Here is a 23,554-nt window from a genome sequence, read left to right on the forward strand (position 1 = left end):
GCGTGGCCTCGCTCAGCGGTCCGGCGCCGGCGGCGGCCAGCAGCGCGGCCGAGCCGAACACCGCGTACACGCGCGCGCGGCGCGCGGCCGGATACCACCAGGTCAGGTAGAGGATCACGCCGGGATAGAAGCCGGCTTCGAACACCCCCTGCACGAAGCGCAGCAGGTACAGCTGGAACGGCGTGCGGACGAAGGCGGCGGCGGCCGACGCCAGGCCCCAGCCCAGCATCATGCGCAACAGCGTCTTGCGGGCGCCGATTTTTTCCAGCAGCAGGTTGGCGGGGAGCTGGCACAGGCAGCAGCCGGCGAAGAACAGGGCGGCGCCCCAGGCGTAGACGGCGTCGCCGAAGGCCAGGCTGGCTTGCATCTGCCGCTGCGCGTAGCCGAGGTTGAGGCGGTCCAGGCAGGCGACCGCGTAGCACAGCATCAGCAGCGGCAGCAGGCGCCACCCGACCTTGCGGTAAATGGCGTCCATGCCGGCGGCGCCGCGAAGGTGCAGTACGGTGGCGGAAGGGGTCTGCATGCAGACGATATTATCCGCACGTTTTTGCTTAGGCAAGCTTTAGCGGCGCACTGCGGAACGCAAAACAACAGTGCGCTAAATGGTGCGCCTGCGCTTGTGGCGGATCAGGCCGCCGCCGCGCCGGAGCCGCCGGCGTAGATGCGGGCGCGGCGCGGACGCAGCTCGGGCTGGGTGGCGGCGCCGTTGTCTTCCTGCGCCAGGAACTGGCTGCCGATCTCGAACCACTCTTCGCTGGAGATCACTTTTTGCGCCAGCGGCAGCAATTCCTGTTCTTCCTTGTCGAGGCGCTTGAGCAGGTTCTGGCAGTACAGGTCCACCGTGCGGCACAGGAACTTGCCTTGCGAGGCGCTGCGGCGCATGGCGCGGCGCAGGCACTTGTGCACCGCGTTGAGCATGGCGCCGCCGAGCCGGCTGAGCGATTCAAGGTCGTTGATCAGGGCGCCGCAGCTGGCGTCGGCCGCGCGCACGGCCGGCATCAGGCAGGCCTCGACCTTGCGCTGGTGGCGCGTTTCGGCAAAGGTGGTCAGTTCCTTGAGCTGGGACTCGATGAACACAGGATCGATCTCCTGCGGGCGGCGCGCGATCGCCTGCACATATTGCAACAGGCGCGCGATGAAGTGGCGTTCTTTCTTTTGTTCGATGGATAGTGTCAACAAGACATAGGTGGCAGTAAGCATAACGTTTCCCGTATTTCATCTGACTTCGGCTGCGCGGCAAGCGTTGGATGGCGGACGCGCCCGAGGTGGAGACTGCTACCTTAGCGCTGTGACGGGCTCATTCAACGTCGATTTACAATTGTTCACAACTGGTCGTGTAGCAATAACAGTATCGAAACAAGATCGCGAAGATTACCGGCGGGGAAAACGAATGTACGCATGTCAAGCCGGTCGTGAACATGCGCACTCTTCCTGACTGAGTGGGAAATTATGCACCTTTTTTGCTCGTGAAAATACGTGTTTTATTGCGTCGATCAAAAAATATTTTGTATCGATCCCGGCGATTTTTCGCGGCAACCAAATTATTACGATGCAGTATCCGGATAGCAACGCTCGGCTTGCCGGTCCTGGTGTAAGGTGGGATTGTTTGGCATTTGTCGATCGATGTGGACGGGGGGAGCAATGAAAAAAATCATCGCCTTAACAGCCATCGGCGCCGCGCTGCACGCCACGGCGGCGCAGCCGGCAACCACCATACAACTGGCCAGCTTGGAATGGATGCCTTTCAGCGGAGCGACCTTGCCCGGCGACGGCTTGTCCGGCACCGTCGTCGCGGAGGTGGAGAAGCGCCTGGGCAACAACGTCAAGGTCAAATATTTCGAGTGGAAGGAAACGGTCGCCAAGGGCGAGTCCGACCCCGAGTATGCGGGCTACTTCCCGGTGTACTACACGGCTGAACGCGCGGAGAGCAAATGCTACTTGTCCCAGCCGATCGGCAAGAGCGAGACCGGGATCGGCTACCTGAAGGAGACGCCGGTGCTGTGGAAAAAAACCACCGACCTGGCGGCGTTCAAGATCGGCGTGGTGGAGGGCTATGCCAACAGCGCCGAGTTCGACGCCGCCGTGAAGCAGGGCAAGCAAGCGGTGGAGGTGGTCAGCAGCGATACCAACAACGTCCGCAAGCTGGTGGGCAAGAAGGTGCCCGGGATCGTCATCGACAGGCTGGTGCTGCGTTACTTGACCTTGCGCACCGGCGCCAGGGACAGCGTGATGTTCAGCGACCATCTGCTGACGGAAAGCACGCTGCACGTCTGCTTCCGCCGCTCGCCCGCCGGCAAGGCGATGCAGGAGGCGTTCGACGCCGAGCTGAAAAAGGTCGACACCGCCAAACTTGAAGCGGCCTACCTGAAGCATCTGGAAGCGGGCGCCAAGTAAGACTCGATCGACGTGGCGGGGGGGAATCATGCACCTGAACTGGACCAGGGTTTTTCGGGGCGGCGCGTTGTGCGCGGCTGTGCTCGCCTGCGGCGCGGCCTGCGGCGAGGACGCGTTGCACATCGGCGGCGCGATACGCTTTAACTACGTCTACAAGAACTGGCAGCCCGACCATCCGCACGGCTTCTTCGGACTGGACACGGCGCGCCTGGACGTCAACTACGACGATGGCCGCTGGCTCGGTTCCGGCCAATATCGCTACAACGATTTCCCGCAAGGGCAGGGCGACTACACCGAGCATTTCCTGCATCACGGCTGGGTCGGCATGCGCTTCGAGGACAAGAGCACCGTTCACGTGGGGCTCGATAAAATCCCGTTCGGTCTGCTGCCGTTCGCCTCCAATAACTTCTACGAATCGATCGCGTTCTACACCGGCCTCGAGGACATGTATGACCTGGGCGTGACCTACGCCAGCAAGCCCGGCGCGCTGGAATGGCAGCTTGGCTTCTATCCGCGCGATGGCGGCTCGTACGGTGGCAGTTCCAACACGGCAGGGGCGTCGAACCGCTATTCGTTCAACATCGTCGCGGACGACGACGCGCAGGGATACGGGACCGGCCAAAAGGATAGCGAGCGCAACACGCTGGTCGGGCGCGCCGCGTGGCACTTCGGCGCCGGCGATAAACAGGAGCTGGGCCTGTCCGGCCTGAGCGGCGAAATCCGCAACGGCGCCGGCCAACACTCGCGCCGCAACGCCGTGGCCGTCCACTACAAGGGCGCTTTCGGGCCGGTCGGGGTGATGCTCGAAGCGCTGCGCTACAGCTACCACACGCGGCACGCGCCGGGCCAGACCTACGGCGGCCTGGACCCGAACAGCTTCGTGATGCTGGGCGCGTTCGGCTATCCCTATCCGGTGGCGGCCAAGGGCGACATCCTGGTGGCCAACCTCAGTTACGACATCCCGGGATCGCTGGGGCCGTTCAGCGGCTTCAAGGTCTATAACGATTACAGCGTCCTGACCAAGCGCGTCGGCAACTACAAGGACTCGCAACAGAACGTGACCGGGCTGAGCTTCTCCGCCGGCAAATGGTATTTCTACGCCGACTACATGCTGGGCCGGCACCAGCCTTACATGGGGCCGGATTTTGGTGGATTGGGCGCGACCTCCGGCAGGTATGATAGTGTCACCCATCGGGTCAATCTGCAGGCCGGATACTACTTTTGATTTTCCGAGCCTGGAGATGGAACGATGCGTGGTGTGGCGATTATCCTGTGGTGGCTGCTTGGCGTATCGTTTGCCGGACTGGCGCGGGCGGAAACGGTCACCATCGCCACCGGCGAATTTCCGCCGTGGACCAGCGAAAGCGCGCGCTACGGCGGGTTCGTCAACCGCGTGGTCGCGGCCGCGTTCGCGCGGGTGGGGATCGACGTCAAGTTCACCTACATGCCGTGGAAGCGCGCGGAAGCCGAGACCAGGGTGGGGCGCTACGACGCCAGCGCGTTCTGGTTCGCCAGCCAGGACAGCGAGGTCGACTTTGTTTTGAGCGAGCCGATCTCCAGCCACAAGGAGGTGTTTTTCCATCTGAAGTCCAAGCCGTTGCCCCACTGGGAGAGCTTGTCCGATCTGCACACCATTAAAATCGGCGCCACCCTGGGGTACACCTACACCAGCGAATTCTGGGCGCTGGCGCATGACGGAAAAATCAATGTGGAGGTGGCCGCCCGCGACGTGCTGAACCTGAAAAAAGTGGCGATCGGCCGGATCGACGCCTTTCCCATCGATGAGATGACCGGATGGCTGCTGTTGTCCAATCCCAAGCTGTTTCTTCCCGGGGTCAAGAACATGTTTGCGACGGATGCGCGGCCCCTGCGGGCGACGTCCGGCTACCTGCGCTTCCCGAGACACCAGCCGCGCACTGCCCGTCTGCTGGTGAAATTCAATACCGGCCTGCTGGCGCTCAAGAACGACGGCAGCTATGACCGGTATTTGCAGGACCTGATTTCCGGCGTCTATTGACCGGGCGGCCGGCGTGCCGCCCGATGCTTGCGCTGCCCCTTATGCCGCGAGCGGCTCGCCCAGGTAGATGCTGCGCGGGGCGGCGAAGCCCTGCTTGACCTGGCGCGCGGTGTCGTCGGTGAGCACCTCGTCGTGGCCTGCCTCCAGCGCTTCCATGATGGCGCGGGCGGTGTCGGCCGGCGATGATTTCGGCGCCTCGATGCCGTCGGTCATGTCGGTGTCCATATAGCCCATGTGGGCGCCCAGCACTTGCGTGTGTTGTGCGCGCAGCTCGACGCGCAGGCCGTTGGTCAGCGCCCACGCGGCCGCCTTGGAGACGCTGTAGGTGCCGCCGGTCGGCATCGAGAACCAGCTGAGCGCGGACAGGATGTTGACGATGGCGCCGCCGCCATTGCGCGCCAGCGTGGGGGCGAAGGCGTGGCTGATCGCCATCGGACCGTACAGGTTGGTGTCCAGCTCGGCGCGCAGCGCGGCGGCCGCGTCCGGCGAGCCCACGGTGCTGCCGGTGAAGATGCCGGCGTTGTTGATCAGGATGGTCAGGTCGGGGATGGCCTGCGCGGCGGCTGCGATGTCGGCCAGGTTGTTGACGTCGAGCTTGATCGGCGTGACGCCGGCCAGGGCGACGGCGGCGGGGTTGCGCGCGCCGGCGTACACCTTGCGCGCGCCGGCGGCCAGCGCGGCTTGCGCCAGCGCGTTGCCCAGGCCACGGTTGGCGCCGGTGATGAGGATGACTGCGTCCTTGAGTTTCATGGTGTTTCCTTTCAGTGAGTAATGATATAAAACAATATGACTGGTCGTCTTAAATTCCAGCCAAAAAAACCGCGTCACAACAGGATGCGGTTCAAAACCATGTCGGCATAGCGGTCCAGCGGCGCGCGGTTGTGCGCGGCCTTAGCGTGCAACACCGCGCCCTGCCAGGCATCGATGATGAAATGGGCCAGCTCCAGCGCCGGCTGCGGGGCGGCCACGCTGCCGTCGCGCTGGGCCTCGGCGATCACGGCGGCCAGGCGTTCGGCCCAGCCGTCGAAATTGCGGCGCAGCGATTCGCGCACGGCCGGGATCTGGGCCGACAGCTCGGCGCTGAAGTTGCCCATCATGCAGCCGCGGTTGTAGTCGGTGGCGGTGTTGAAGCCGATCAGCAGGTCAAAGTACTGGCGCAGCCTTTCCTTGGGCGGCAGGCCGTGGTCGTCCAGCACGGCGCAGTAGCCGGCGGCGTCCTCGGCGTAGCGTTCCAGCACCTCCACCCCGAGCGTTTCCTTGCTGGCGAAGTGGTTGTAGAACGAGCCCTTCGGCACGCCGGCCGCCTCGGTGATGTCCTGCACGCTGGTGGCGTTGAAGCCCTTGCTGTGCAGCAGATCCAAGCCGGCGGCGACGAGTTGTTGTTTGACGTTAGGTTTAGCCATGTGCTAAATATGACCGGTCGCCTTAAAATAGTCAAGCATTATTTGCCGCGGCCCGCAGCCCGCGCATCGGCCCTTAGCTCGCCGCATTGGTTTTTTTGAGCCATTCCGAGACGAATAGGCTGTAGTCATTGAACGTGATTTCGTCAGGGGAAATCCTGAACTGTTGGCACATGGCGGGCAGGTCGGCAGAAAACAAGGCGTAACGTGCAGTGATTTCCTTCCCGCCGGGGATAGTTGTTCGTCTTGACGCAGAACTCAACCAATTTCTGACGTGTCCGATGAGTAGCGCGCTATTTCCTGCATGTGAGCGAATATCCTGACCGGCGATATCGGAAAGGAATTTTTGATACCGGTATTCCTCCCGGTCCAAGATCAGCAGATTTTTCTTTTTTTGTTCTTCATCGCCATACCTCCGGGCGCCCAGGAATAGTCCAAGTTCAAATGGCATGTTAAAGCGGGGGAGTCCGTTCACTCGGTCAAGCTCTGTGCGTGAGATATCGTGGATGCCGTATCGCGATATTTCAATCAATCGTCTAATCTTGTCGAAGCGGACGTCGCCGGCATCGTTTTCCTCCAAAGCGCAGCGCGGGACGAAGCCGCAATCATAGATGGCGAACACCATGGCATTTTGTAGTTCCTTATGGTCCTCGTCGAAAGGGCAATTAATGAAGACGTTGTCGTTGTAATTGTTTTTCGCATCCATTGGGCGCCTACTTCTTGTGCGCCAGGACTGCGCTCGCCACTGCACTGCGTACCGCTGCCCGTGAAAGGGTGCCAGCCTTTGGCGGCGACTTCACTACACGAAGTGTGTTTTTCGTGGCGGCTCCGGTTTTTCCGTCCGCCCCGCTCGATTGTTTGCGGAGGTTGCTCGCCTCCTTTTTACCGGTTGCCATCCCTGCCTCCACTGGACGATTCGTCCCATCAAAATAACTACTCCAGTCTACACCCGCATAACTCTTTTGCTTGCTGCACTGCGATCTTGGTATCATGCCGGCAGCCGGCCACCAGCCGGTATTTTTCTTATAACGTCGGAGATCACCGAATGAGACTATCACTGCTGCTGCTGGGGACCGCTGTCGCGGCCTCCAGCGCCGTCGCCGCACCGCGCGGCTTCACCGTTGAGGACATGGTCAAGATGGAGCGCGCAGGCAGCCCAGTGCTGTCGCCGGACGCTTCCCGCATCGTCTACACGGTCCGTTCCACCAACATGGACAAGAACCGCGGCAACACCCAATTGTGGATGCTGGACCTGCGCGCGCCCAAGGCCGCGCCGGTGCGCCTGACCCAGGCCGACGCCAGCAGCAGCGATCCCGAATGGTCGCCGGCGGGCGACGCCGTGTACTTCCTGTCGGCCCGCTCCGGCTCGCAGCAGGTGTGGCGCCTGCCGCTGGCCGGCGGCGAGGCGGCGCGCGTGACCGACCTGCCGCTGGACGTGGAAAACTTCCGCCTGTCGCCCCAAGGTGACCGCCTGGCGCTGAGCCTGGCCGTGTTCCGCGATTGCGCCGACCTGGCCTGCAGCAAGGCCCGCCTCGACGCGCAGGGCAAGGTCAAGGCCAGCGGCAAGGTCTACGACAAGCTGTTCGTGCGCCACTGGGACACCTGGGCCGACGGCCGCAACAACGTGCTGTACAGCGCGCCTATCGACGCCAGCGGCAAGGTCAGCGCGCAGCCGGTCAGCCTGTCCGGCACGCTCGACGGCGACGTGCCGTCCAAGCCGTTCGGCGACCATGACGAGTACCACTTCAGCCCGGACGGCAAGACCGTGGTGTTCTCGGCCCGCATCGCCGGCAAGACCGAGGCGTGGTCGACCAACTTCGACGTCTACACCGTGCCGGCCGAGGGCGGCGCGGTCAAGAACCTGACCGCCGACAACCAGGCCTGGGACACCAAGGCGATCTACTCGCCAGACGGCAAGACGCTGGCCTACCTGGCGATGGACAAGCCCACCTTCGAGGCCGACCGTTTCCACCTGGTGCTGATGGATGTCGCCACCGGCAAGAAGCGCACCGTGGCCGACCACTGGGACCGCTCGATCGCCGACTACCGCTGGACCCCGGACAGCAAGACCCTGCTGGCCAGCGCCGACGACATCGGCCAGCACCGCCTGTTCGCCATCGACGCCGCCAGCGGCAAGGTGGCGCCATTGACCGGCAACGGCTACGTCAGCGGCTTCGACGTGGCACGCGACACGGTGGTCATGGCGCAGGCCAACCTGGCCTCCGGCGCGCAGCTGTTCAAGTTCAAGCTCGGCGGTACGGCCGACAAGGCGCAGCAGCTGACCACGCTCAACGCGCAGGCGCTGGCCGACGTCAAGTTCGGCGAGTACGAACAGTTCTCCTTCACCGGCGCCAACGGCGAGACCGTCTACGGCCACGTGATGAAGCCATGGAACGCCCAGCCCGGCGTGAAATATCCGATCGCCTTCCTGGTGCACGGCGGCCCGCAGGGCAGCTTCGGCAACTCGTGGAGCTACCGCTGGAATCCGCAGGTGTACGCCGGCGCCGGCTACGCCACCGTGTTCATCGACTTCCACGGCTCGACCGGCTACGGCCAGAAGTTCACCGATTCGATCAGCGGCGACTGGGGCGGCAAGCCGCTGGAAGACCTGCAAAAAGGCCTGGCGGCGGCTGTGCAGAAATTCCCGTGGCTGGACCGCGAGCGCAGCTGCGCGCTGGGCGCGTCCTACGGCGGCTACATGATGAACTGGATCGAAGGCAGCTGGCCGGACGGCTTCAAGTGCATCGTCAACCATGACGGCGTGTTCGACACGCGCGGCATGGCCTACGCCACCGAGGAAATCTGGTTCACCGAATGGGAAAACGGCGGCGCCTACTACGACGTGCCGGAACTGCACGAGAAGTTCAACCCGGCGCTGAAGGTGAAGAACTGGAAGACGCCGATGCTGGTGGTGCAGGGCGATATGGACTTCCGCATCCCGACCACCCAGGGCCTGGGCACCTTCACCGCGCTGCAGCGGCGCGGCATCCCGAGCAAGCTGCTGATGTTCCCGGATGAGAACCACTGGGTGCTGAAGCCGGCCAACTCGGTGCTGTGGCACCACACGGTGATCGACTGGCTCGACACCTACCTGAAGAAATAATCAACCAGTTTAACAACGCAACGCCCGCAGCCACTGCGGGCGTTGCCGCATTCAAGGAACATCCATGAAAAAATCCATGATCGTGGCCGCCGTCGCGCTGGCCTATGGCGCCGCGCAGGCCGCCGCTCCCGCCGCCACCGCGCCGCGCGCGGAAAACGCCTTCCTGTCGCAGGCCGACGCCGCCGCCCGTTCGGCGCGCGTGTCCAACGTCGACTACACGCTGGACTTCACGCTGACCGGCAAGGAAACCTTCTCCGGCACCACCACGCTGGCCTTCGACCTGAGCGACGCCAGCGCGCCGCTGACCATCGATCTCGACAAGGCCAACATCGTCAGCCTGACCGTCAACGGCAAGGAAGTCGCGCCGCAGTACAACCAGTGGTTCATCACCATCGCCCCGGCCGACCTGAAGGCCGGACGCAACAGCGTCACCGTCAGCTACACGCGCCTGCACAGCACCAACGGCGAGGGCCTGCACCGCATGGTCGATCCGGTCGACCACCGCGTCTACACCTACTCGCACTTCGAGCCGGCCGCCGCGCACCAGATGTTCCCGGTGTTCGACCAGCCCGACCTGAAGGGCACGTATGAAATCACCGTCACCGCGCCGGCGGACTGGGTGGTGTCGTCCACCAAGCGCGAGACCGGCATCCAGGACATCGGCAACACCAGGCGCTGGACCTTCCCGCGCACCAAGAAGCTGAGCTCGTACAACTTCGCCATGCACGCCGGCCCGTACCAGGTGTGGGAAGACCACAGCGGCCCGTATCCGCAGCGCCTGTTTGCGCGCCAGTCGGTGGCCGCGCAGGTGTCGCCGCAGGACTGGTTCAACTACACGCGCCGCGGCCTGGCCTTCTTCGACCGCTACTTCGGCGTGCCTTACCAGTTCGAGAAATACGACCAGCTGCTGGTGCCGGACTTCCTGTATGGCGCGATGGAAAACGCGGCCGCGATCACCTTCGCCGAGGGGCGCTTCCTGCACCAGGACGAGATGACGGCGGCGCAGAAGCAGAACCTGGCTGGCGTCATCATGCACGAGATGGCGCACCAGTGGTTCGGCGACCTGGTGACGATGAAGTGGTGGAACGGCCTGTGGCTGAACGAAAGCTTCGCCTCCTTCATGGGCACGCTGGCGACCGCCGAATCGACCGAGTTCACCAACGCCTGGCAGGGCTTTTACTCGGGCGCCAAGCAGGGCGCCTACGTGCAGGACCAGCGCGTGACCACGCACGCGATCGAGACGCCGGTGCCTTCCACCGCCAACGCCTTCGACAACATCGACGCCATCACCTATTCCAAGGGCGCGTCGACCTTGAAGCAGCTGCGCCACCTGCTGGGCGAGGAAGTGTTCCGCCAGGGCGTGCACAACTACCTGGTCAAGTACTCGTATCAAAACGCGAAGCTGGACGACTTCATCGGCAGCCTGGGCGAGGCCGCGCACCGCGACCTGAGCGGCTGGACCAGGCAGTGGTTGTACGAGCCGGGCGTGAACACCATCGCGGCGGAATACAGCTGCGCCGCCGGCAAGATCAGCAGCTTCAAGCTGCACCAGAGCGCGCCAAGCAAGGCGATGCCGACGCTGCGCGAACAGCGCGTGCAGATCGGCCTGTTCAACCTGGGCGCGGATGGGCTGGCGCTGAGCAAGAACGTGGCCGTCACCTACCAGGGCGCGGTCACCGCCGTGCCGGAACTGAAGGGCGCGGCTTGCCCGGACCTGGTCTATCCGAACTACCAGGACTGGGGCTACGCGCAGGTGCAGCTGGATAAAAAATCCTTCGCCACCGCGCAGTCCAGCCTGGGCAAGGTGGACGATCCGCTGCTGCGCTCGATGCTGTGGCAAAGCCTGTGGGACGGTGTGCGCGCCGTCAAGCTGCCGCTCAACGAGTTCCTGAAAGCCGCGCTGGCCAACGCGCCGGGCGAGAAGGATTACACGCTGCTGGGCGATATCACCGGCAAGATCCGCGCGTCCAAGGCCTACCTGGACAAGATGGGACCGTCGGCCGCCGCCTACACGGCGCAGGTGTCGGTGCAGCTGGAGCAGATGGCCTTCGCCGCCGCCAACGCCGCCAGCGGCGACAAGAACTTCCAGCGCCGCTGGTTCTCGACTTATGTGGACGTGGCCAGCAGCCCGGCCGCGCTGGCGCAGCTGGCCGACATCCTGGCCGGCAAGCTGGTGGTGCCGGGGCTGAACGTCAGCCAGGACGTGCGCTGGGACATCGTCAACCGCCTGAACCGCTACGCCTATCCGGGCGCGGCGGCCTTGCTGGCGGCTGAGCAGGCGCGCGATCCGTCCGACAGCGGCCAGGCCGCCGCACTGTCAGCCGCCGTGGTGCAGCCGGACGCCAAGGTCAAGGCCGAATGGCTGGCCAATATCGCCGACCTGCAAACCAAGCTGCCGTTCTCGAAGGTGCGCCGGGCGATGGAGAGTTTGTATGCGCCGGAGCAGGGCGCGTTGAGCGAGTTGAGCGCGGCGCAACGGCTGGCGCAGCTGGGGCAGGTCGACAAGGCGGCCGGTCCGGTGTTCATGCGCGCGTACGCCAACACGATGATCCCGGCCAATTGCACGCCGGCCAGCGTGCAGCGCTTGCAGGGCGCGATCGGCAAGTTGAAGGACTTGTCGGCCGGCACCCGGCGCGCGCTGCTGGTGACGCATCAGGAAGACGAACGCTGCGTGGCCATCAAGAAGGCGATGACGGTCAATTAGAGTTCTGCACGCAGTGGCCGGCGCGGCAGACTGCGCCGGCGTCCACTGCCATCATGCAGTTCGACAGCATGTGGCTGCGCTTGTCCTCTTCGGCCCGGGCGGCGGCGTGCTGCGCCACCAGCTGTTTTAGCTTGGCGCCATCCTGCGCGCGGTCCGACCACGCGATATAGCGCTCCGGCCCGCCGCAAGCTTTGGCGCCGACCGCGATCGTATGGCATTGGCTGTCGCGGTCGCAGCCGGTGTCGGCGTTCTGGGCTTCGATTTTTTGCCACAGCGACGCGGCGTTCGTGTTGGCGGGCGGCGCACTCTGGCAGGCGGCGGCGATCAGCATCAGCGCGCCGACGGTGGCCAGGCGCAGGGGGAGGATAGGTTTTTTCATCGCCACATCATGTGCCAGTTTCCCATGTTTTACAAGCGTTCTCCGAGACGTGCCTTGCGCGCCATGCCGTCCGGCCCGAACAGGATGACGAAATCGGCATGGCGCGGCTGGCCGTCGGCGGCGCGCCGCAGCGATGGGTAGCGGTAGCGCCAGAGCTGGTAGCCGCTGTCGAAGCGGACCACGGTGGCCGGGCCCAGCGCGGCCTGCATCTGCTGCATGCCGCGGTGGTCGTCGGCCACGGCGATGTCGGCCGCGGCTGGCGGATCGTCCTGGTAACTCAATTCCAATAGCGTGTCGTCGGACCAGTTGCGGTCCCACAGCGGCGCGTAGAAGCTGCGGTCCAGCAGCACCTGGCAATCGCAGAAGGGCAGCGTGGCCGGCGTCTGCGTGCCGCCCGCGAACAACATGTCAAACGGCAGCGCCTCGCTGCGCGCGCCGTCGTGCAGCGTGACGGCGAACAGCGGCCGTTCGCTGAAGAACAGGTAATTGCCTTGCGGCGAGGTGCAGACGCGGTCGGGATCGGCGAACAGTTCGCCCAGCCACGCGAACATCTTGGCGTTGTTCGACACCAGCCCGGCCTGCATGCCGACCAAACACTCCAGCCGCAGATCGCCCAGCCGCCGCATATTGGCCGGCACGCCGGGACTGCGCACCTGCGCGCGCCAGGTCAGCGTGCTGGTCTTGCTGCTGGCGATCAGGGCCGCGTCCTCCTTCAGCGCCTGCTCGTTGGCCGGCAGTGTGAAGGTGTGGTCGGGCGCCACCGCGACAGGCAGCGACAGCGTGTCGCCGACCACGCGCAGGGTGATGCCGTCGAGCCGCGTGGTGGGCAGGCGCGGCAGCAGTTCGAAGCGCAGCGTGGCCTGCGGCGCCAGCGCGTGGTCGCGCTCGAAGCGTTGCATGCCGGCGATCATCTTGCGGTAGGATTTGTCGACCGGGTCGCGCGTGGCCGTGACCGTCACGCGCGGCGGTTCGGCTTGCCGGGCATGGGCGGCGCCGGCCAGCATCGCGGCCAGCAGCCAGACGTGGACTTGATTGCGCATCGCCGTTCCTTCCGGCTAAAACTCCATGGTAGAGCCTTGCGCTTTTCGGCGGCGCACCGCTTGTTGGCGGTTCAGCGGCCTGTCACCGGCGCCGCGTCCGCGCGGGTTTGGGCCGGGCGGTCGGCGGCGGGCTGGCGGGTTTTCTGCTGCTCGATCCAGCGCAGCAGGTCGCGGCCGAACACGCGGGTGCGGGCGGTGTCGAGCTGGCGTTTCTTGTAGGCGTCATGGCTGGCCGGGCCGGTCAGGCTGCGCTGGTAGCTGGCCTCGTCCATCAGCTGGATCTCGTACTCGAAGAAGAAGCCGACGTCGTAGTCCTGCTCCGGCCCGGCGTCGAGCTGCTGCACGTGGATCATCTTGCGCACCGTGACCTGGATGCTGTTGAAGCCGCTGCCGCTGTGCGGATTGTCGCAGCGCGTTTGCGGCTGCGCCAGTTCGGCCAGCTCGGCGTCCATGGTTTGCAGCAGCGCGGCAGGGTACTCGTCGCTGTGCTCGAGCTGGGCGCGGTACTTGATGAAGATCTGCTTGGCCGCCTCCAGGTCCAGCAGCGTGTTGCGGGTGCGTTCGGCGTCGACGTTGGTGATCGACAGCAGGTGCGCGCGCTGCAGCGTGCGCAGCGCCAGCAGGCATTCGAAGCGGGTGGCGAACACCAGCCGCACGCCGAGGTGGTCGAAGATGTCGGCCGCCAGGTAGGCGGCCTTCTGCAGCAGCTTGAGCAGGATGCTGTTGCGGCCCTTGTTGTCCTTGCGGTCGTAGTGCAGCATCGGCAGGCAGACTTCGCCGTCGGTCAGGTAGTGGCGCTCGCCGTCGTAGCGGATCACCTCGTCGAGCGTGCCGAACACCTGGGCGCGGATGGCGTGGAAGTGGCGCAGCTTGAGGTTGTTGTCGATGTAAAAAATCCCGTGCATCACCTTGAGCACCGCGCATGACCACATGCGCCGCACGTCCACGTGCTGGCCGCGCAGCGAGGCGTACACCAGCAACTGCAAGGGGTCGTCGGGATGGGTGACATCGTGCGGAATCAGCGCGGCCTGTTCCGGCGCCAGGAAGCTGTGCAGGATGAAGTCGACCGCCTCGCGGTGGGCGCGCCGTATCACCGACGCCGTGGCGGGCTGGTCCAGGTCGAAGCCGTACTCGCGCACGAACTGCCGGGCGTCGTGCAGATTGCGCAAGGCCAGCGCGCCCAGGTCGATCGCCGACACGCCGTTGGCGATCGCGTTGAGATAGCTCCAGTTGAGCGAGAACTTGCCCCCGCTCTTGAGCGAGGCTTTGAGTTCGGACATGGCATCAGACGCAGGCTGTGATGATTCAGTATCGCAGCCCATTTGCCCAGCGTCAATGCTGCACCGCCGCACCGTGTTCGGTTTGATGTGAGAGGGCCGCAGACAAAGAGGTTCTTTCTAATTCGTTACTACTCGGGATGTTTTTCCCATCGGAGGAATTCCTGTGAAAATAAGACCTTACCCGTGTGAAAAAACAATGAGATTGTATAGTCCACCTGTAGTTTGGCTGGCAGGCTGCGTCCATCTTTATCGGTGTTATAGGTCAGTATGAAATTTGCGGACTTAACGCCCGGAACAGGCATATCCCTTATTGTTCCAATGACTTTGATCAGTGTGCCGTTCGTAGGGTCGAACCATATTTTCGCAGTTATAGGTAACGTTCCGTTCGTGAACCTGGAGCGAATTTCATAGATATCCAGCATTCGATTATTGAGCTGCTCCGTACCCAACGTCACAGCTAGGTCGGGTCTTTGGAAGAGGGTCTCAGGATGGTTCGCGAAGCGCGTGGCCAATGATAGGTCCAGTGTAGCTCTTTTATAAGAACGTTCATTGCTCTCATCGCCACGCAAAAGCGAACGGATAGGTGTGCCATTTTTATCCCATTGCTGGATGTGCGTTTTATAGAATCCTGCAACTGGCCCGTCATCGCCAGGCAGCTCAAATGCGGAAGTGATTTCACTGGCTGCTAGCCCCAGGTTCTTATGCAACTGCCTCTCGATCAGGCTCCACGGTTCGGATTGACTCTGTTCGGCTGCTATGGCGCCGTGCGTGAACAAGATGAACATGATGAGACCTCTCATAGCAGCGTGGCAGATTAATGATGTCAGCATGTTTGTGTCGACAAAATTTATTGGAGGGCGTCGGCGCCACTTGGAGTGGGAAATGTCCCCAAAAGTCTGGGGACAAGAATTAAGTCAGGACCATTTCTTCCTGCTTAACCGCCAAAGAACTTCACAATTGCCATGATCAATTCAAGGACATCCAGCCAGAAGCCAGAAAATACCGGCAGCGCCGTACTCACAACGGTCTCAATCATTATAAATCTCCCTTCAAGTCTATAAAGCCGCCGAGGCCCGGCGGGGCATTCCATAACATCTGTTAGGAATTCTTTTGACCAGCACAAGTGGCGGTGCGCTTTTCTTCTTGGATTTTATGATTCCAAGTTTAGGTTAAAGAGAGATGGAGTATGGTCATGGTTTAATTATTGTTGAGTTCAGTCAATTTCTCTGGGCGTGCGCCCTCCGACCCCTCTTTCAGACCAGCTACGTCGCCCGCTGTTTCTCACTACAATGCAGCGATCCCCTTTGAATCCATGGAGTCAGCATGTCCTTCCTGATTGTTCTTGCCGCGCTCGTGTTCCTGATGCTGGCCGCCTATCGCGGCTACAGCGTGATCCTGTTCGCGCCGGTGGCGGCGCTGGGCGCCGTCCTGCTGACCGATCCCGGCGCGGTGGCGCCGGTGTTCAGCGGCATCTTCATGGAGAAGATGGTCGGCTTCGTTAAGCTGTACTTCCCGGTGTTCCTGCTGGGCGCCGTGTTCGGCAAGCTGATCGAGCTGTCCGGCTTTTCCGAGTCCATCGTGGTGGCGGCCATCAAGTACATCGGCCGCTCCCGCGCCAACGCCGTCATTGTCGCCGTGTGCGCCTTGCTCACCTACGGCGGCGTGTCGCTGTTCGTGGTGGTGTTCGCGGTCTACCCGTTCGCTGCCGAGCTCTACCGTCAGAGCAACATTCCCAAGCGCCTGATGCCGGGCGCGATCGCGCTGGGCGCGTTTTCGTTCACCATGGATTCGCTGCCGGGTACGCCGCAGATCCAGAACATCATTCCCACCACCTTCTTCAAGACCACCGGCTGGGCCGCGCCGTGGCTGGGCGTGATCGGTTCGCTGTTCATCCTGGTGGTCGGCCTGAGCTTCTTGGAATGGCGCCGCCGCGCGGCCATGGCCAGCGGCGAGGGCTACGGCGCCACCGCCGCCAAGGAAGCCACGCGCGCAACCAGCGCCGGCCTGCCGCATCCGCTGCTGTCGGTGGCGCCGCTGATCCTGGTGGGCGTGGCCAACTTCGTGCTGACCAAGCACATCCCCGGCTGGTACGGCGAGAGCTACGCGCTGACCACGGAAGCCTTGCCAGGCCTGCACGCGCCGCTGGCGGTGCCGATCAAGACCGTCCTCGGCATCTGGGCGGTGGAGGGCGCGCTGTTGATGGGCATACTGCTGGTGGTGGCGACCGCGTTCAACCGCATCCGCAGCAGCTTCGCCGAGGGCACCAAGGCGGCGGTCGGCGGCGCGCTGCTGGCGGCGATGAACACCGCGTCGGAGTACGGCTTCGGCGGCGTGATCGCCTCGCTGCCGGGCTTCCTGGTGGTCAGCGACGCGCTGCGCAGCGTGCCCAATCCGTTGGTGAACGCGGCGGTGTCGGTGAGCTCGCTGGCCGGCATCACCGGCTCGGCCTCGGGCGGCATGAGCATCGCGCTGGCGGCCATGGCCGACACCTTCGTCAAGGGCGCGCAGGCGGCCAACATTCCGCTCGAGGTGCTGCACCGCGTGGTGGCGATGGCCAGCGGCGGCATGGATACGCTGCCGCACAACGGCGCCGTGATCACGCTGCTGGCGGTCACCGGGCTGACGCACCGCGAATCGTACAAGGAGATCTTCGCCATCACGCTGATCAAGACGACGGCTGTGTTCTTTGTGATTGCCGTGTACTACCTGACCGGGCTGGTGTGACGTATTGCCGCTGGCACTGGTTGCAAAAGAAGCTGCGCCGGTGGGTCTTGCCCAGGTGGGCGCGCTGGAAGGGGATGTGGCAGCGCGGACACACCTGCCGGGTGTGCGCGAGCCAGTGCTGCTTGAGCTCGTATGCCTTCTTCCATTTCAGGAAATCGAAGCTGTAGACGCGCGCCTGCTCGACCAGCTGGCGCAGCTTGGCGGCCGGCAGGTCGCCGATCCGGGCCAGCGGATGCAGGTGGATGCGGAACAGCACCTCGTTCTTGATGATGTTGCCGACCCCGGCAAAGATGGCCTGGTCCAGCAGGGCGTCGCACGCCAGCGTGTCCGGCGCGGCGCGCAGCTTGGCCAGCGCCCGCTTCGGGTCCCAGGCGTCGGACAGGACGTCGCCGCTCCAGTCGTACTGGGCGTCGAGGTCCGGATCGATCTGCTTGACCGAGCAGGCGTAGAAATTGAGTTCCTCGCCGTCGTCGAACTCCAGGCTCAGGCGTGGGCTGGTCTCCTTGCGCTCGTTGATGCGGTAGCTGCCGAACATCATCAGATGGATGCGCAGCGCGGTCTCCGGCAGCTGGATCAGGAAGTGCTTGCCCCACGTGCGCAAGGCCGTGATGGGGCGGCCGGCAACCGTGTCGAAGTCGACCGCCTTGCTGTTGCCGCTGGCGGCGCGGATGGTGCGGCCGGCAAAGCCGGCGGCCTGCTCGCGCAGGATGACGATCGATGGTCCTTCGGGCATGGCGGTCTCCGGGGAGCGGTCAGGCGTCCAGTGTGCGCCGCCGCGCGCGGGCGGACCGTGCGTTGGTTCACCGTGCCCAGATGTGTTCAGCCCGTCCGTTCGCGCCGCGCCGGCGCGGCCGGCTCCTGCCGGCGGCCCGTCACCTTGTACAGCCAGATGCCGCACACGGCCACGGCGATCAGCAGCAGCTGGCTGAACCCCGGCAGCGCCACGGCCAGCTTGCCCAGCAGGCCCGGCTTGGCGGTGACGCCGCCGGCCGCCAGCGTCGCCAGGTCGTAGGCGGCCAGCCGGTCGGTCCTGGCGTCGAAGTCGGCGTAGCGCCGGCCCGCGGTGAAAGCGGCGGCCGCGGCCACCTCGCGCATCCCGCGCTTGACCTGTTCGAACTGGTTCATGCCGGCCACGCCGTTGAGCACCAGCACACCCTCGCGGCCCAGCAGGCGCAGGTTGTAGTTCAAGCCGTTCTCGTTGCTGCCCTCGGTGTGCATTTCCTTGGCCCAGGACAGCTGGCGCCGCGCGCGGTCGTAGCGCGGCGGCTCGGCCCAGCCGATCAGCGTCATCGCCGCGTAACCCTGTTCGCGGCGCGCGGTGTTGCGGTCGGCCACGGCCTCCTTCATCTGCGCCAGCAGGCCGGCATAACCGGCGCCGGCGTCGTCGTCGCGCACGTGGCCATCCTGCTCATAGCCGATGATCACGCCCCAGCCGGCGGCGCCCAGCAGATCGACGCCGACCGGCACGATCATGCCCAGGGTCCGCGGCCCCGGCGGATTGCCCCAGCTGTCGACCAGCACCTTGCGGGCCTCGTCCGGATCCAGGTAGTGCAACTGCGGCGGCAGGTCCAGCGTGGCGACGCCGCCCGGCAGCGTGATCTTGCCGGCCCGAGCGTGCAGGCCGTCCGGCATGGAGGCGGCGCCGGCCAGCGGTGGCGCGCACAGAATCAGGCACAACAGGGCGGTCAGCACGCGGCGCATCGTCACTCCTTGCTAGAAAAGTCATATCCTACAGGAAAGTATTGCGTATTTGGTAATTATTTTCGATAGTACGACGTTTGGCGGAAACGGGACGCGCGCCAGGCCCTGGCGTGATTGCCGCGTAGTTGATTTCATGTCAGTATTGCCTCGCTGTTCAATTAAAAAAAAATTACGGAGACAGATTTGAAAAACACCCTCTTCATTTGTTCGCTGCTTGCCGCCGCCACCGCACAGGCGGGCAGCGGTCCGGAGTTCGACGCCAAGCATTTGTCGCAAGACGTCAAGGTGCTGGCATCGGACGAGTTCGAAGGTCGCGGCCCGAACACGGCCGGCGAGACCAAGACAGTCGCCTACCTGATCGAGCAGTTCAAGGCGGCCGGCCTGCAGCCGGCGGGCGACCTGCTCAAGGGCCAGAAGACCCAGCGCAGCTGGACCCAGGACGTGCCGCTGGGCCGTTTTGAAATCAAGGGCCCGGTCAAGCTGGTGGTCAGCGACGGCAACACCCGGCAGGAACTCAAGCAGGGCGACGACATGGCCGTGCGCGCCGCCATGAACGGCAGCCACCAGGTTGACTTCCGCAACGCGCCGCTGGTGTTCGTCGGCTACGGCGTCAACGCGCCCGAGCGCAAGTGGGACGACTTCAAGGGCTTCGACCTGCGCGGCAAGCTGGCGGTGGTGCTGATCAACGATCCCGACTTCGAGACCGGCGTCGGCGACTTCGGCGGCAAGGCCATGACCTACTACGGCCGCTGGACCTACAAGTACGAGGAGATGGCGCGCCGTGGCGCGCTGGGCACCATCATCGTGCACGAGACCGCGCCGGCCTCCTACGGCTGGGCCACGGTGAAGAACTCCAACACCAACGTCATGTACGACATCGTGCGCAAGCAGCCGGCCTCGGCGCACGCGCCGATGGAGGCGTGGATACAGCGCGACCTGGCGGTCGACCTGTTCAAGCGCGGCGGCCAGGATTTCGAGGCGCTCAAGAAGCTGGCGCAGACCCGCGCCTTCAAGCCGGTGCAGCTCAAGGGCGTGAACCTGAGCGCCAGCTACGCGGTGGACGCGCAGACCATCGTGTCGAAGAACGTGGCCGGCCGCATGATCGGCAGCACCGCGCCGGAGCAGACCGTGATCTACAGCGCGCACTGGGACCACCTGGGCGTCGGCCTGCCGGACGCCAAGGGCGACAAGATCTACAACGGCGCGGTCGACAACGGCACCGGCATCGCCGCCTTGCTGGAGCTGGCGCGCGCCTACGGCAAGGCGCCGGCGCCGCAGCGCAGCGTGGTGTTCCTGGCCGTCACGGCCGAGGAGAAGGGCCTGCTTGGCTCCGAGTACTACGCGGCCTATCCGCTGTATCCACTGGCCGAGACGGCCGGCGTGATCAATATGGACGCACTCAGCCCCTACGGCCCGGCGCGCAACTTCACCATCTCCGGCAGCGCCAAGCTGGACCTGCTGGACCAGCTGATCGCCAAGGCCAAGCAGATGGACATGGCGTACGCGCCCGATCCGAAACCCGAGGCCGGCCACTTCTTCCGCTCCGACCACTTCCCGTTCGCCAAGCGCGGCGTGCCGGCGATCTCGTTCGGCTCCGGCGACGACTGGATCGACGGCGGCCTGGCCGCCGGCCGCAAGGCCGAGGAAGACTACAACACCAACAACTACCACCAGCCGTCGGACGAGTGGAGCGCCAACTGGCCGTTCACCGGCATGGCGCACGACCTCGGCCTGCTGTACGGCCTGGGCCGCGACCTGGCCGATTCCAACGCCTGGCCGAACTGGGCGCATGACGCCGAGTTCCGCGCCACCCGCGACGCCAGCTCGGCGCGCCGCAAATAGTCGCCAATTTAATTAAAAGGCAATAGAATACCTGCGCACCCGCTTCAATGCCGGTGCGCCTTTTTTTTTGCAGCCTGCCTTCCCTATCAAGGAGATCCGCATGACCCTGTCCTTCCGCCGCACCATCCTGGCGGCCTCGATCGCGCTGGCCACCGCCAGCGGCGCGCTGCACGCCGCCGAGCCGGCCAAGTCCGCCAAGTCCGCCAAGTCCGATATCGCCATCCCCGACATCCCGTACACCAAGTTCGTGCTGAAGAACGGCCTCACCGTGCTGGTCCATGAAGACCACAAGACGCCGGTGGTGGCGGTCAACACCTGGTACCACGTCGGCTCGAAGAACGAGAAGCCCGGCAAGACCGGCTTCGCCCACCTGTTCGAACACCTGATGTTCAGCGGCAGCGACCACTTCAACGAGGGCACCTTCATCAACGCCATGGAGCGCATCGGCGCCACCAGCCTGAACGGCACGACCAACACCGACCGCACCAATTATTTCGAGAACGTGCCGACCTCGATGCTGGACTACACGCTGTTTGCCGAGAGCGACCGCATGGGCCACCTGCTCGGCGTGCTGGACCAGAAGAAGCTGGACCTGCAGCGCGGCGTGGTGCAGAACGAGAAGCGCCAGGGCGAGAACCAGCCGTACGGCGTGGCGCGCCAGCTGCTGGCGGAGAACACCTGGCCGGCCGGCCATCCGTATTCGTGGACCGTGATCGGCTCGATGAAGGACCTGGACGCGGCCTCGATGAGCGACGTGCAGGAATGGTTCAAGACCAACTACGGCCCGAACAACGTGACCTTGGTGCTGGCCGGCGACATCACGCCCGAGCAGGCGCGCGAGAAGGTCGAGAAGTACTACGGCGAGATTCCGGCCGGGCCGCCGCTGGCGCGGCAGGAGGCATGGATCGCCAAGCGCACCGGCACCCACCGCGGCACCGTGCAGGACCGCGTGCCGCAGGCGCGCATCTACCGCGTGTGGAACGTGCCGGGCTCGAACACCGCCAACGAGCCGCTGCTGGACCTGGCCGCGCGCGTGCTGGGCGGCGGCAAGACCTCGCGCTTCTACAAGCGCCTGGTGTACAAGGACCAGCTGGCCACCAGTGCCAGCGCCAGCAACTACACGTCCGAGATCGCCGGCCAGTTCACGGTGGTGCTCAACGCGCGTCCCGGCGCCGACAGCCACAAGCTGGAGCAGGCCGCCGACGAGGAGCTGCGCGCGCTGATGAAGTCCGGCCCCACCGCCGCCGAGCTGGAGCTGGCCAAGACCGCCATCCTGGCCGACTTCACCCGCGTCGTCGAGCGTGTCGGCGGCTTCGGCGGCAAGAGCGACATGCTGGCCACCTGCGCCACCTTCACCGGCAATCCGGACTGCTACAAGGATTACCTGAAGGCGGTCAAGGCCGCCACGCCGGCGGAAGTGAAGCAGGCCATGAACGCGTGGCTGGCCGACGGCGACTATGTGCTGGACGTGCAGCCGTACCCGACCGGCCTGTCCGCCACCGCCAAGCTGGACCGCAGCGCGCCGCCGGCGCTGGGCCAGCCCGAGTCGCTCAAGCTGCCGGCCATGCAGAGCGCCACGCTGTCGAACGGCCTGAAGGTGGTGCTGGCCGAGCGCCACAGCGCGCCGGTGGTCAACCTGTCGATGCTGGTCGACGCCGGTTACGCGTCGGATTCGCAGGACCTGCCCGGCCTGGCGAACCTGTCGCTGCGCATGCTGGAGGAGGGCACGCCGACGCGCGGCGCGCTGAAGATCAGCGAAGAGTTCGAGGCGCTGGGCGCCGAGTACTCGGCCAGCAGCAACCTGGACGGCGCCTTCGTGCAGCTCAACGCGCTCAAGGCCACGCTGCCCAAGGCGCTGGAGGTGTACGCCGACGTGCTGCTGCATCCGGCCTACGCCCAGAACGAGCTGGACCGGATGAAGAAGGACCAGCTGGCGTCGATCGCGCGCGAGAAATCCAATCCACAATTGATGGCGCTGCGCGTGATGCCGGCCCTGATCTACGGCCAGGGCCACGCCTACAGCCTGCCGCTGACCGGCAGCGGCACCGAGGCGGCGGTGGCGCGCATCGGCCGCGACGACCTGCTCAAGTACCACCAGACCTGGTTCAAGCCGAACAACGCCACCTTGCTGGTGGTGGGCGACACCACGCTGGCGGAGATCACGCCGCTGCTGGAAAAAACCTTCGGCGGCTGGAAGGCCGGCGCGGTGCCGAAGAAAAACGTGGCCCAGGTCGCGCCGGCCGGGAAGCCGGTGGTGTACCTGATGGACAAGCCGGGCGCGCTGCAAAGCGTGATCTACGCCGCGCAGCTGGCGCCGCCGCGCAACGCGCCGGACGCCGTGCCGCTGCAGGTGGTCAACAACATCTTTGGCGGCACCTTCAGCTCGCGCATCAATATGAACCTGCGCGAGGACAAGCACTGGTCGTATGGCGTGTACGCCGGCCTGCAGCCGGCGGTGGGCCAGCGTCTGTACCTGAGCACCTCGCCGGTGCAGACCGACAAGACCGGCGCGGCCTTGCAGGAACTGGTGCAGGAATACGCCAACATCGCCGGCGCCAAGCCGATCACCGCGGCCGAGCTGAGCAGCGCGAAGGAAAACGAGACCCTGCGCCTGCCGGGTTCGTTCGAGACGTCCAGCCAGCTGGCCGGCGCCTACGGCGCCATCCTGCAATACAAGCTGCCGGCCGACTACTACAACACCTTCACCGGCACCGTGCTGGCGATGACGCCGGAGCAGGCCAACGCGCTGGCGGCACGCACCATCACGCCGGGCCGGCTGACCTGGCTGGTGGTGGGCGACCTCAGCAAGGTGGAGGCCGGCGTGCGCGCGCTGAACCTGGGCGAGGTGCGCAAGATCGACGCCGACGGCAAGCCGGTGCAGTAAGCGCGTAAGGCCCAAAAAAATCCCCGCCGGCCTGAGTGCGCTCAGGACCGGCGGGGATTTTTTTTCGTCTCCGCCTTCGATGCGGG

At 64.7% G+C, this 23,554-nt stretch carries 19 protein-coding genes; 8 read left to right on the forward strand and 11 right to left on the reverse strand.

Features of this window, described 5'->3' with window-relative positions:
* Together GTP90_RS26840 and GTP90_RS26845 are read right to left on the reverse strand one after the other, a co-directional pair.
* Positions 1-523: MFS transporter (locus tag GTP90_RS26840; protein WP_161086374.1), on the reverse strand; the 523-nt coding region annotated here is incomplete at its 3' end.
* Between the two features lie 104 nt (positions 524-627).
* A complete protein-coding gene (locus GTP90_RS26845) occupies positions 628-1,200 on the reverse strand; it encodes a hemerythrin domain-containing protein (protein ID WP_161086375.1) in 573 nt (190 codons plus the stop codon).
* 441 nt (positions 1,201-1,641) lie between these two features.
* Between GTP90_RS26845 and GTP90_RS26850 the strand changes: the two genes are divergently transcribed.
* Genes GTP90_RS26850 through GTP90_RS26860 form a run of 3 tightly spaced genes read left to right on the forward strand, consistent with a single transcriptional unit; the run spans position 1,642 to position 4,411 of the window.
* Positions 1,642-2,394: a substrate-binding periplasmic protein gene (locus GTP90_RS26850; RefSeq protein WP_161086376.1), complete on the forward strand. Its 753-nt coding sequence runs from the start codon at positions 1,642-1,644 to the stop codon at positions 2,392-2,394.
* A 28-nt stretch (positions 2,395-2,422) separates the two neighbouring features.
* Positions 2,423-3,619: a hypothetical protein gene (locus tag GTP90_RS26855; protein WP_254452066.1), complete on the forward strand. Its 1,197-nt coding sequence runs from the start codon at positions 2,423-2,425 to the stop codon at positions 3,617-3,619.
* Between the two features lie 24 nt (positions 3,620-3,643).
* Positions 3,644-4,411: a substrate-binding periplasmic protein gene (locus tag GTP90_RS26860; RefSeq protein ID WP_161086377.1), complete on the forward strand. Its 768-nt coding sequence runs from the start codon at positions 3,644-3,646 to the stop codon at positions 4,409-4,411.
* A gap of 39 nt (positions 4,412-4,450) precedes the next feature.
* Here the strand turns inward: GTP90_RS26860 and GTP90_RS26865 are convergent, their stop codons facing one another.
* The 3 genes from GTP90_RS26865 to GTP90_RS26875 form a co-directional block, all read right to left on the reverse strand.
* Positions 4,451-5,161: an SDR family oxidoreductase gene (locus GTP90_RS26865; protein WP_161086378.1), complete on the reverse strand. Its 711-nt coding sequence runs from the start codon at positions 5,159-5,161 to the stop codon at positions 4,451-4,453.
* A 74-nt stretch (positions 5,162-5,235) separates the two neighbouring features.
* Positions 5,236-5,814 (reverse strand): TetR/AcrR family transcriptional regulator, encoded by a 579-nt coding sequence (locus GTP90_RS26870; protein ID WP_161086379.1) that lies wholly within the window; start codon positions 5,812-5,814, stop codon positions 5,236-5,238.
* Positions 5,815-5,887: 73 nt separating this feature from the next.
* The gene (locus GTP90_RS26875) at positions 5,888-6,517 is read right to left on the reverse strand and encodes a hypothetical protein (RefSeq protein WP_161086380.1); all 630 of its coding nucleotides are present in this window, start codon (positions 6,515-6,517) and stop codon (positions 5,888-5,890) included.
* Between the two features lie 339 nt (positions 6,518-6,856).
* Between GTP90_RS26875 and GTP90_RS26880 the strand changes: the two genes are divergently transcribed.
* Both GTP90_RS26880 and pepN read left to right on the forward strand, forming a co-directional pair.
* Positions 6,857-8,914 (forward strand): S9 family peptidase, encoded by a 2,058-nt coding sequence (locus GTP90_RS26880; protein ID WP_161086381.1) that lies wholly within the window; start codon positions 6,857-6,859, stop codon positions 8,912-8,914.
* 64 nt (positions 8,915-8,978) lie between these two features.
* Entirely contained in the window at positions 8,979-11,618 is a 2,640-nt protein-coding gene (gene pepN / locus GTP90_RS26885; protein WP_161086382.1) for an aminopeptidase N, read from the forward strand.
* Here pepN and GTP90_RS26890 read toward each other — a convergent pair.
* The 4 genes from GTP90_RS26890 to GTP90_RS26905 form a co-directional block, all read right to left on the reverse strand.
* The gene (locus GTP90_RS26890) at positions 11,611-11,997 is read right to left on the reverse strand and encodes a hypothetical protein (RefSeq protein ID WP_161086383.1); all 387 of its coding nucleotides are present in this window, start codon (positions 11,995-11,997) and stop codon (positions 11,611-11,613) included. The two genes, pepN and GTP90_RS26890, sit on opposite strands and share 8 nt — an antisense overlap.
* Before the next feature lie 29 nt (positions 11,998-12,026).
* Entirely contained in the window at positions 12,027-13,037 is a 1,011-nt protein-coding gene (locus tag GTP90_RS26895) for a hypothetical protein (protein ID WP_254452067.1), read from the reverse strand.
* A gap of 71 nt (positions 13,038-13,108) precedes the next feature.
* A complete protein-coding gene (locus tag GTP90_RS26900) occupies positions 13,109-14,317 on the reverse strand; it encodes a TIGR04552 family protein (RefSeq protein ID WP_161086384.1) in 1,209 nt (402 codons plus the stop codon).
* Between the two features lie 128 nt (positions 14,318-14,445).
* Positions 14,446-15,102: a hypothetical protein gene (locus GTP90_RS26905; protein ID WP_161086385.1), complete on the reverse strand. Its 657-nt coding sequence runs from the start codon at positions 15,100-15,102 to the stop codon at positions 14,446-14,448.
* A 538-nt stretch (positions 15,103-15,640) separates the two neighbouring features.
* Here GTP90_RS26905 and GTP90_RS26910 point away from each other — a divergent pair.
* Positions 15,641-17,041, forward strand: a complete 1,401-nt coding sequence (locus GTP90_RS26910; protein WP_161086386.1) for a GntP family permease — start codon at positions 15,641-15,643, stop codon at positions 17,039-17,041.
* Here the strand turns inward: GTP90_RS26910 and GTP90_RS26915 are convergent.
* Together GTP90_RS26915 and GTP90_RS26920 are read right to left on the reverse strand one after the other, a co-directional pair.
* On the reverse strand, positions 16,983-17,774 hold the full coding sequence (locus tag GTP90_RS26915) for a DNA-formamidopyrimidine glycosylase family protein (protein WP_161086387.1): 792 nt from the start codon (positions 17,772-17,774) through the stop codon (positions 16,983-16,985). The two genes, GTP90_RS26910 and GTP90_RS26915, sit on opposite strands and share 59 nt — an antisense overlap.
* Positions 17,775-17,860: 86 nt before the next feature.
* Positions 17,861-18,742 (reverse strand): DUF2167 domain-containing protein, encoded by an 882-nt coding sequence (locus GTP90_RS26920; RefSeq protein ID WP_161086388.1) that lies wholly within the window; start codon positions 18,740-18,742, stop codon positions 17,861-17,863.
* Between the two features lie 183 nt (positions 18,743-18,925).
* Here GTP90_RS26920 and GTP90_RS26925 point away from each other — a divergent pair, with 183 nt between their 5' ends.
* Both GTP90_RS26925 and GTP90_RS26930 read left to right on the forward strand, forming a co-directional pair.
* Positions 18,926-20,584, forward strand: coding sequence for a M28 family metallopeptidase (locus GTP90_RS26925; RefSeq protein WP_161086389.1), 1,659 nt, complete (start codon positions 18,926-18,928; stop codon positions 20,582-20,584).
* A gap of 100 nt (positions 20,585-20,684) precedes the next feature.
* Positions 20,685-23,468 (forward strand): M16 family metallopeptidase, encoded by a 2,784-nt coding sequence (locus GTP90_RS26930; RefSeq protein ID WP_161086390.1) that lies wholly within the window; start codon positions 20,685-20,687, stop codon positions 23,466-23,468.
* Positions 23,469-23,554 lie beyond the last annotated feature (86 nt).

This window comes from Duganella vulcania (assembly GCF_009857655.1).
GTDB lineage: Bacteria > Pseudomonadota > Gammaproteobacteria > Burkholderiales > Burkholderiaceae_D > Rugamonas > Rugamonas vulcania.

Coding starts and splice junctions, on each gene's coding strand:
- GTP90_RS26860 (WP_161086377.1), top strand. CDS start 3,644: ATGCGTGGTGTGGCGATTATCCTGTGGTGGCTGCTTGGCGTATCGTTT.
- GTP90_RS26890 (WP_161086383.1), bottom strand. CDS start 11,997: ATGAAAAAACCTATCCTCCCCCTGCGCCTGGCCACCGTCGGCGCGCTG.
- GTP90_RS26865 (WP_161086378.1), bottom strand. CDS start 5,161: ATGAAACTCAAGGACGCAGTCATCCTCATCACCGGCGCCAACCGTGGC.
- GTP90_RS26910 (WP_161086386.1), top strand. CDS start 15,641: ATGTCCTTCCTGATTGTTCTTGCCGCGCTCGTGTTCCTGATGCTGGCC.
- GTP90_RS26870 (WP_161086379.1), bottom strand. CDS start 5,814: ATGGCTAAACCTAACGTCAAACAACAACTCGTCGCCGCCGGCTTGGAT.
- GTP90_RS26900 (WP_161086384.1), bottom strand. CDS start 14,317: ATGTCCGAACTCAAAGCCTCGCTCAAGAGCGGGGGCAAGTTCTCGCTC.
- GTP90_RS26905 (WP_161086385.1), bottom strand. CDS start 15,102: ATGTTCATCTTGTTCACGCACGGCGCCATAGCAGCCGAACAGAGTCAA.
- GTP90_RS26845 (WP_161086375.1), bottom strand. CDS start 1,200: ATGCTTACTGCCACCTATGTCTTGTTGACACTATCCATCGAACAAAAG.
- GTP90_RS26875 (WP_161086380.1), bottom strand. CDS start 6,517: ATGGATGCGAAAAACAATTACAACGACAACGTCTTCATTAATTGCCCT.
- GTP90_RS26895 (WP_254452067.1), bottom strand. CDS start 13,037: ATGCGCAATCAAGTCCACGTCTGGCTGCTGGCCGCGATGCTGGCCGGC.
- GTP90_RS26880 (WP_161086381.1), top strand. CDS start 6,857: ATGAGACTATCACTGCTGCTGCTGGGGACCGCTGTCGCGGCCTCCAGC.
- GTP90_RS26915 (WP_161086387.1), bottom strand. CDS start 17,774: ATGCCCGAAGGACCATCGATCGTCATCCTGCGCGAGCAGGCCGCCGGC.
- GTP90_RS26855 (WP_254452066.1), top strand. CDS start 2,423: ATGCACCTGAACTGGACCAGGGTTTTTCGGGGCGGCGCGTTGTGCGCG.
- GTP90_RS26920 (WP_161086388.1), bottom strand. CDS start 18,742: ATGCGCCGCGTGCTGACCGCCCTGTTGTGCCTGATTCTGTGCGCGCCA.
- GTP90_RS26850 (WP_161086376.1), top strand. CDS start 1,642: ATGAAAAAAATCATCGCCTTAACAGCCATCGGCGCCGCGCTGCACGCC.
- GTP90_RS26930 (WP_161086390.1), top strand. CDS start 20,685: ATGACCCTGTCCTTCCGCCGCACCATCCTGGCGGCCTCGATCGCGCTG.
- pepN (WP_161086382.1), top strand. CDS start 8,979: ATGAAAAAATCCATGATCGTGGCCGCCGTCGCGCTGGCCTATGGCGCC.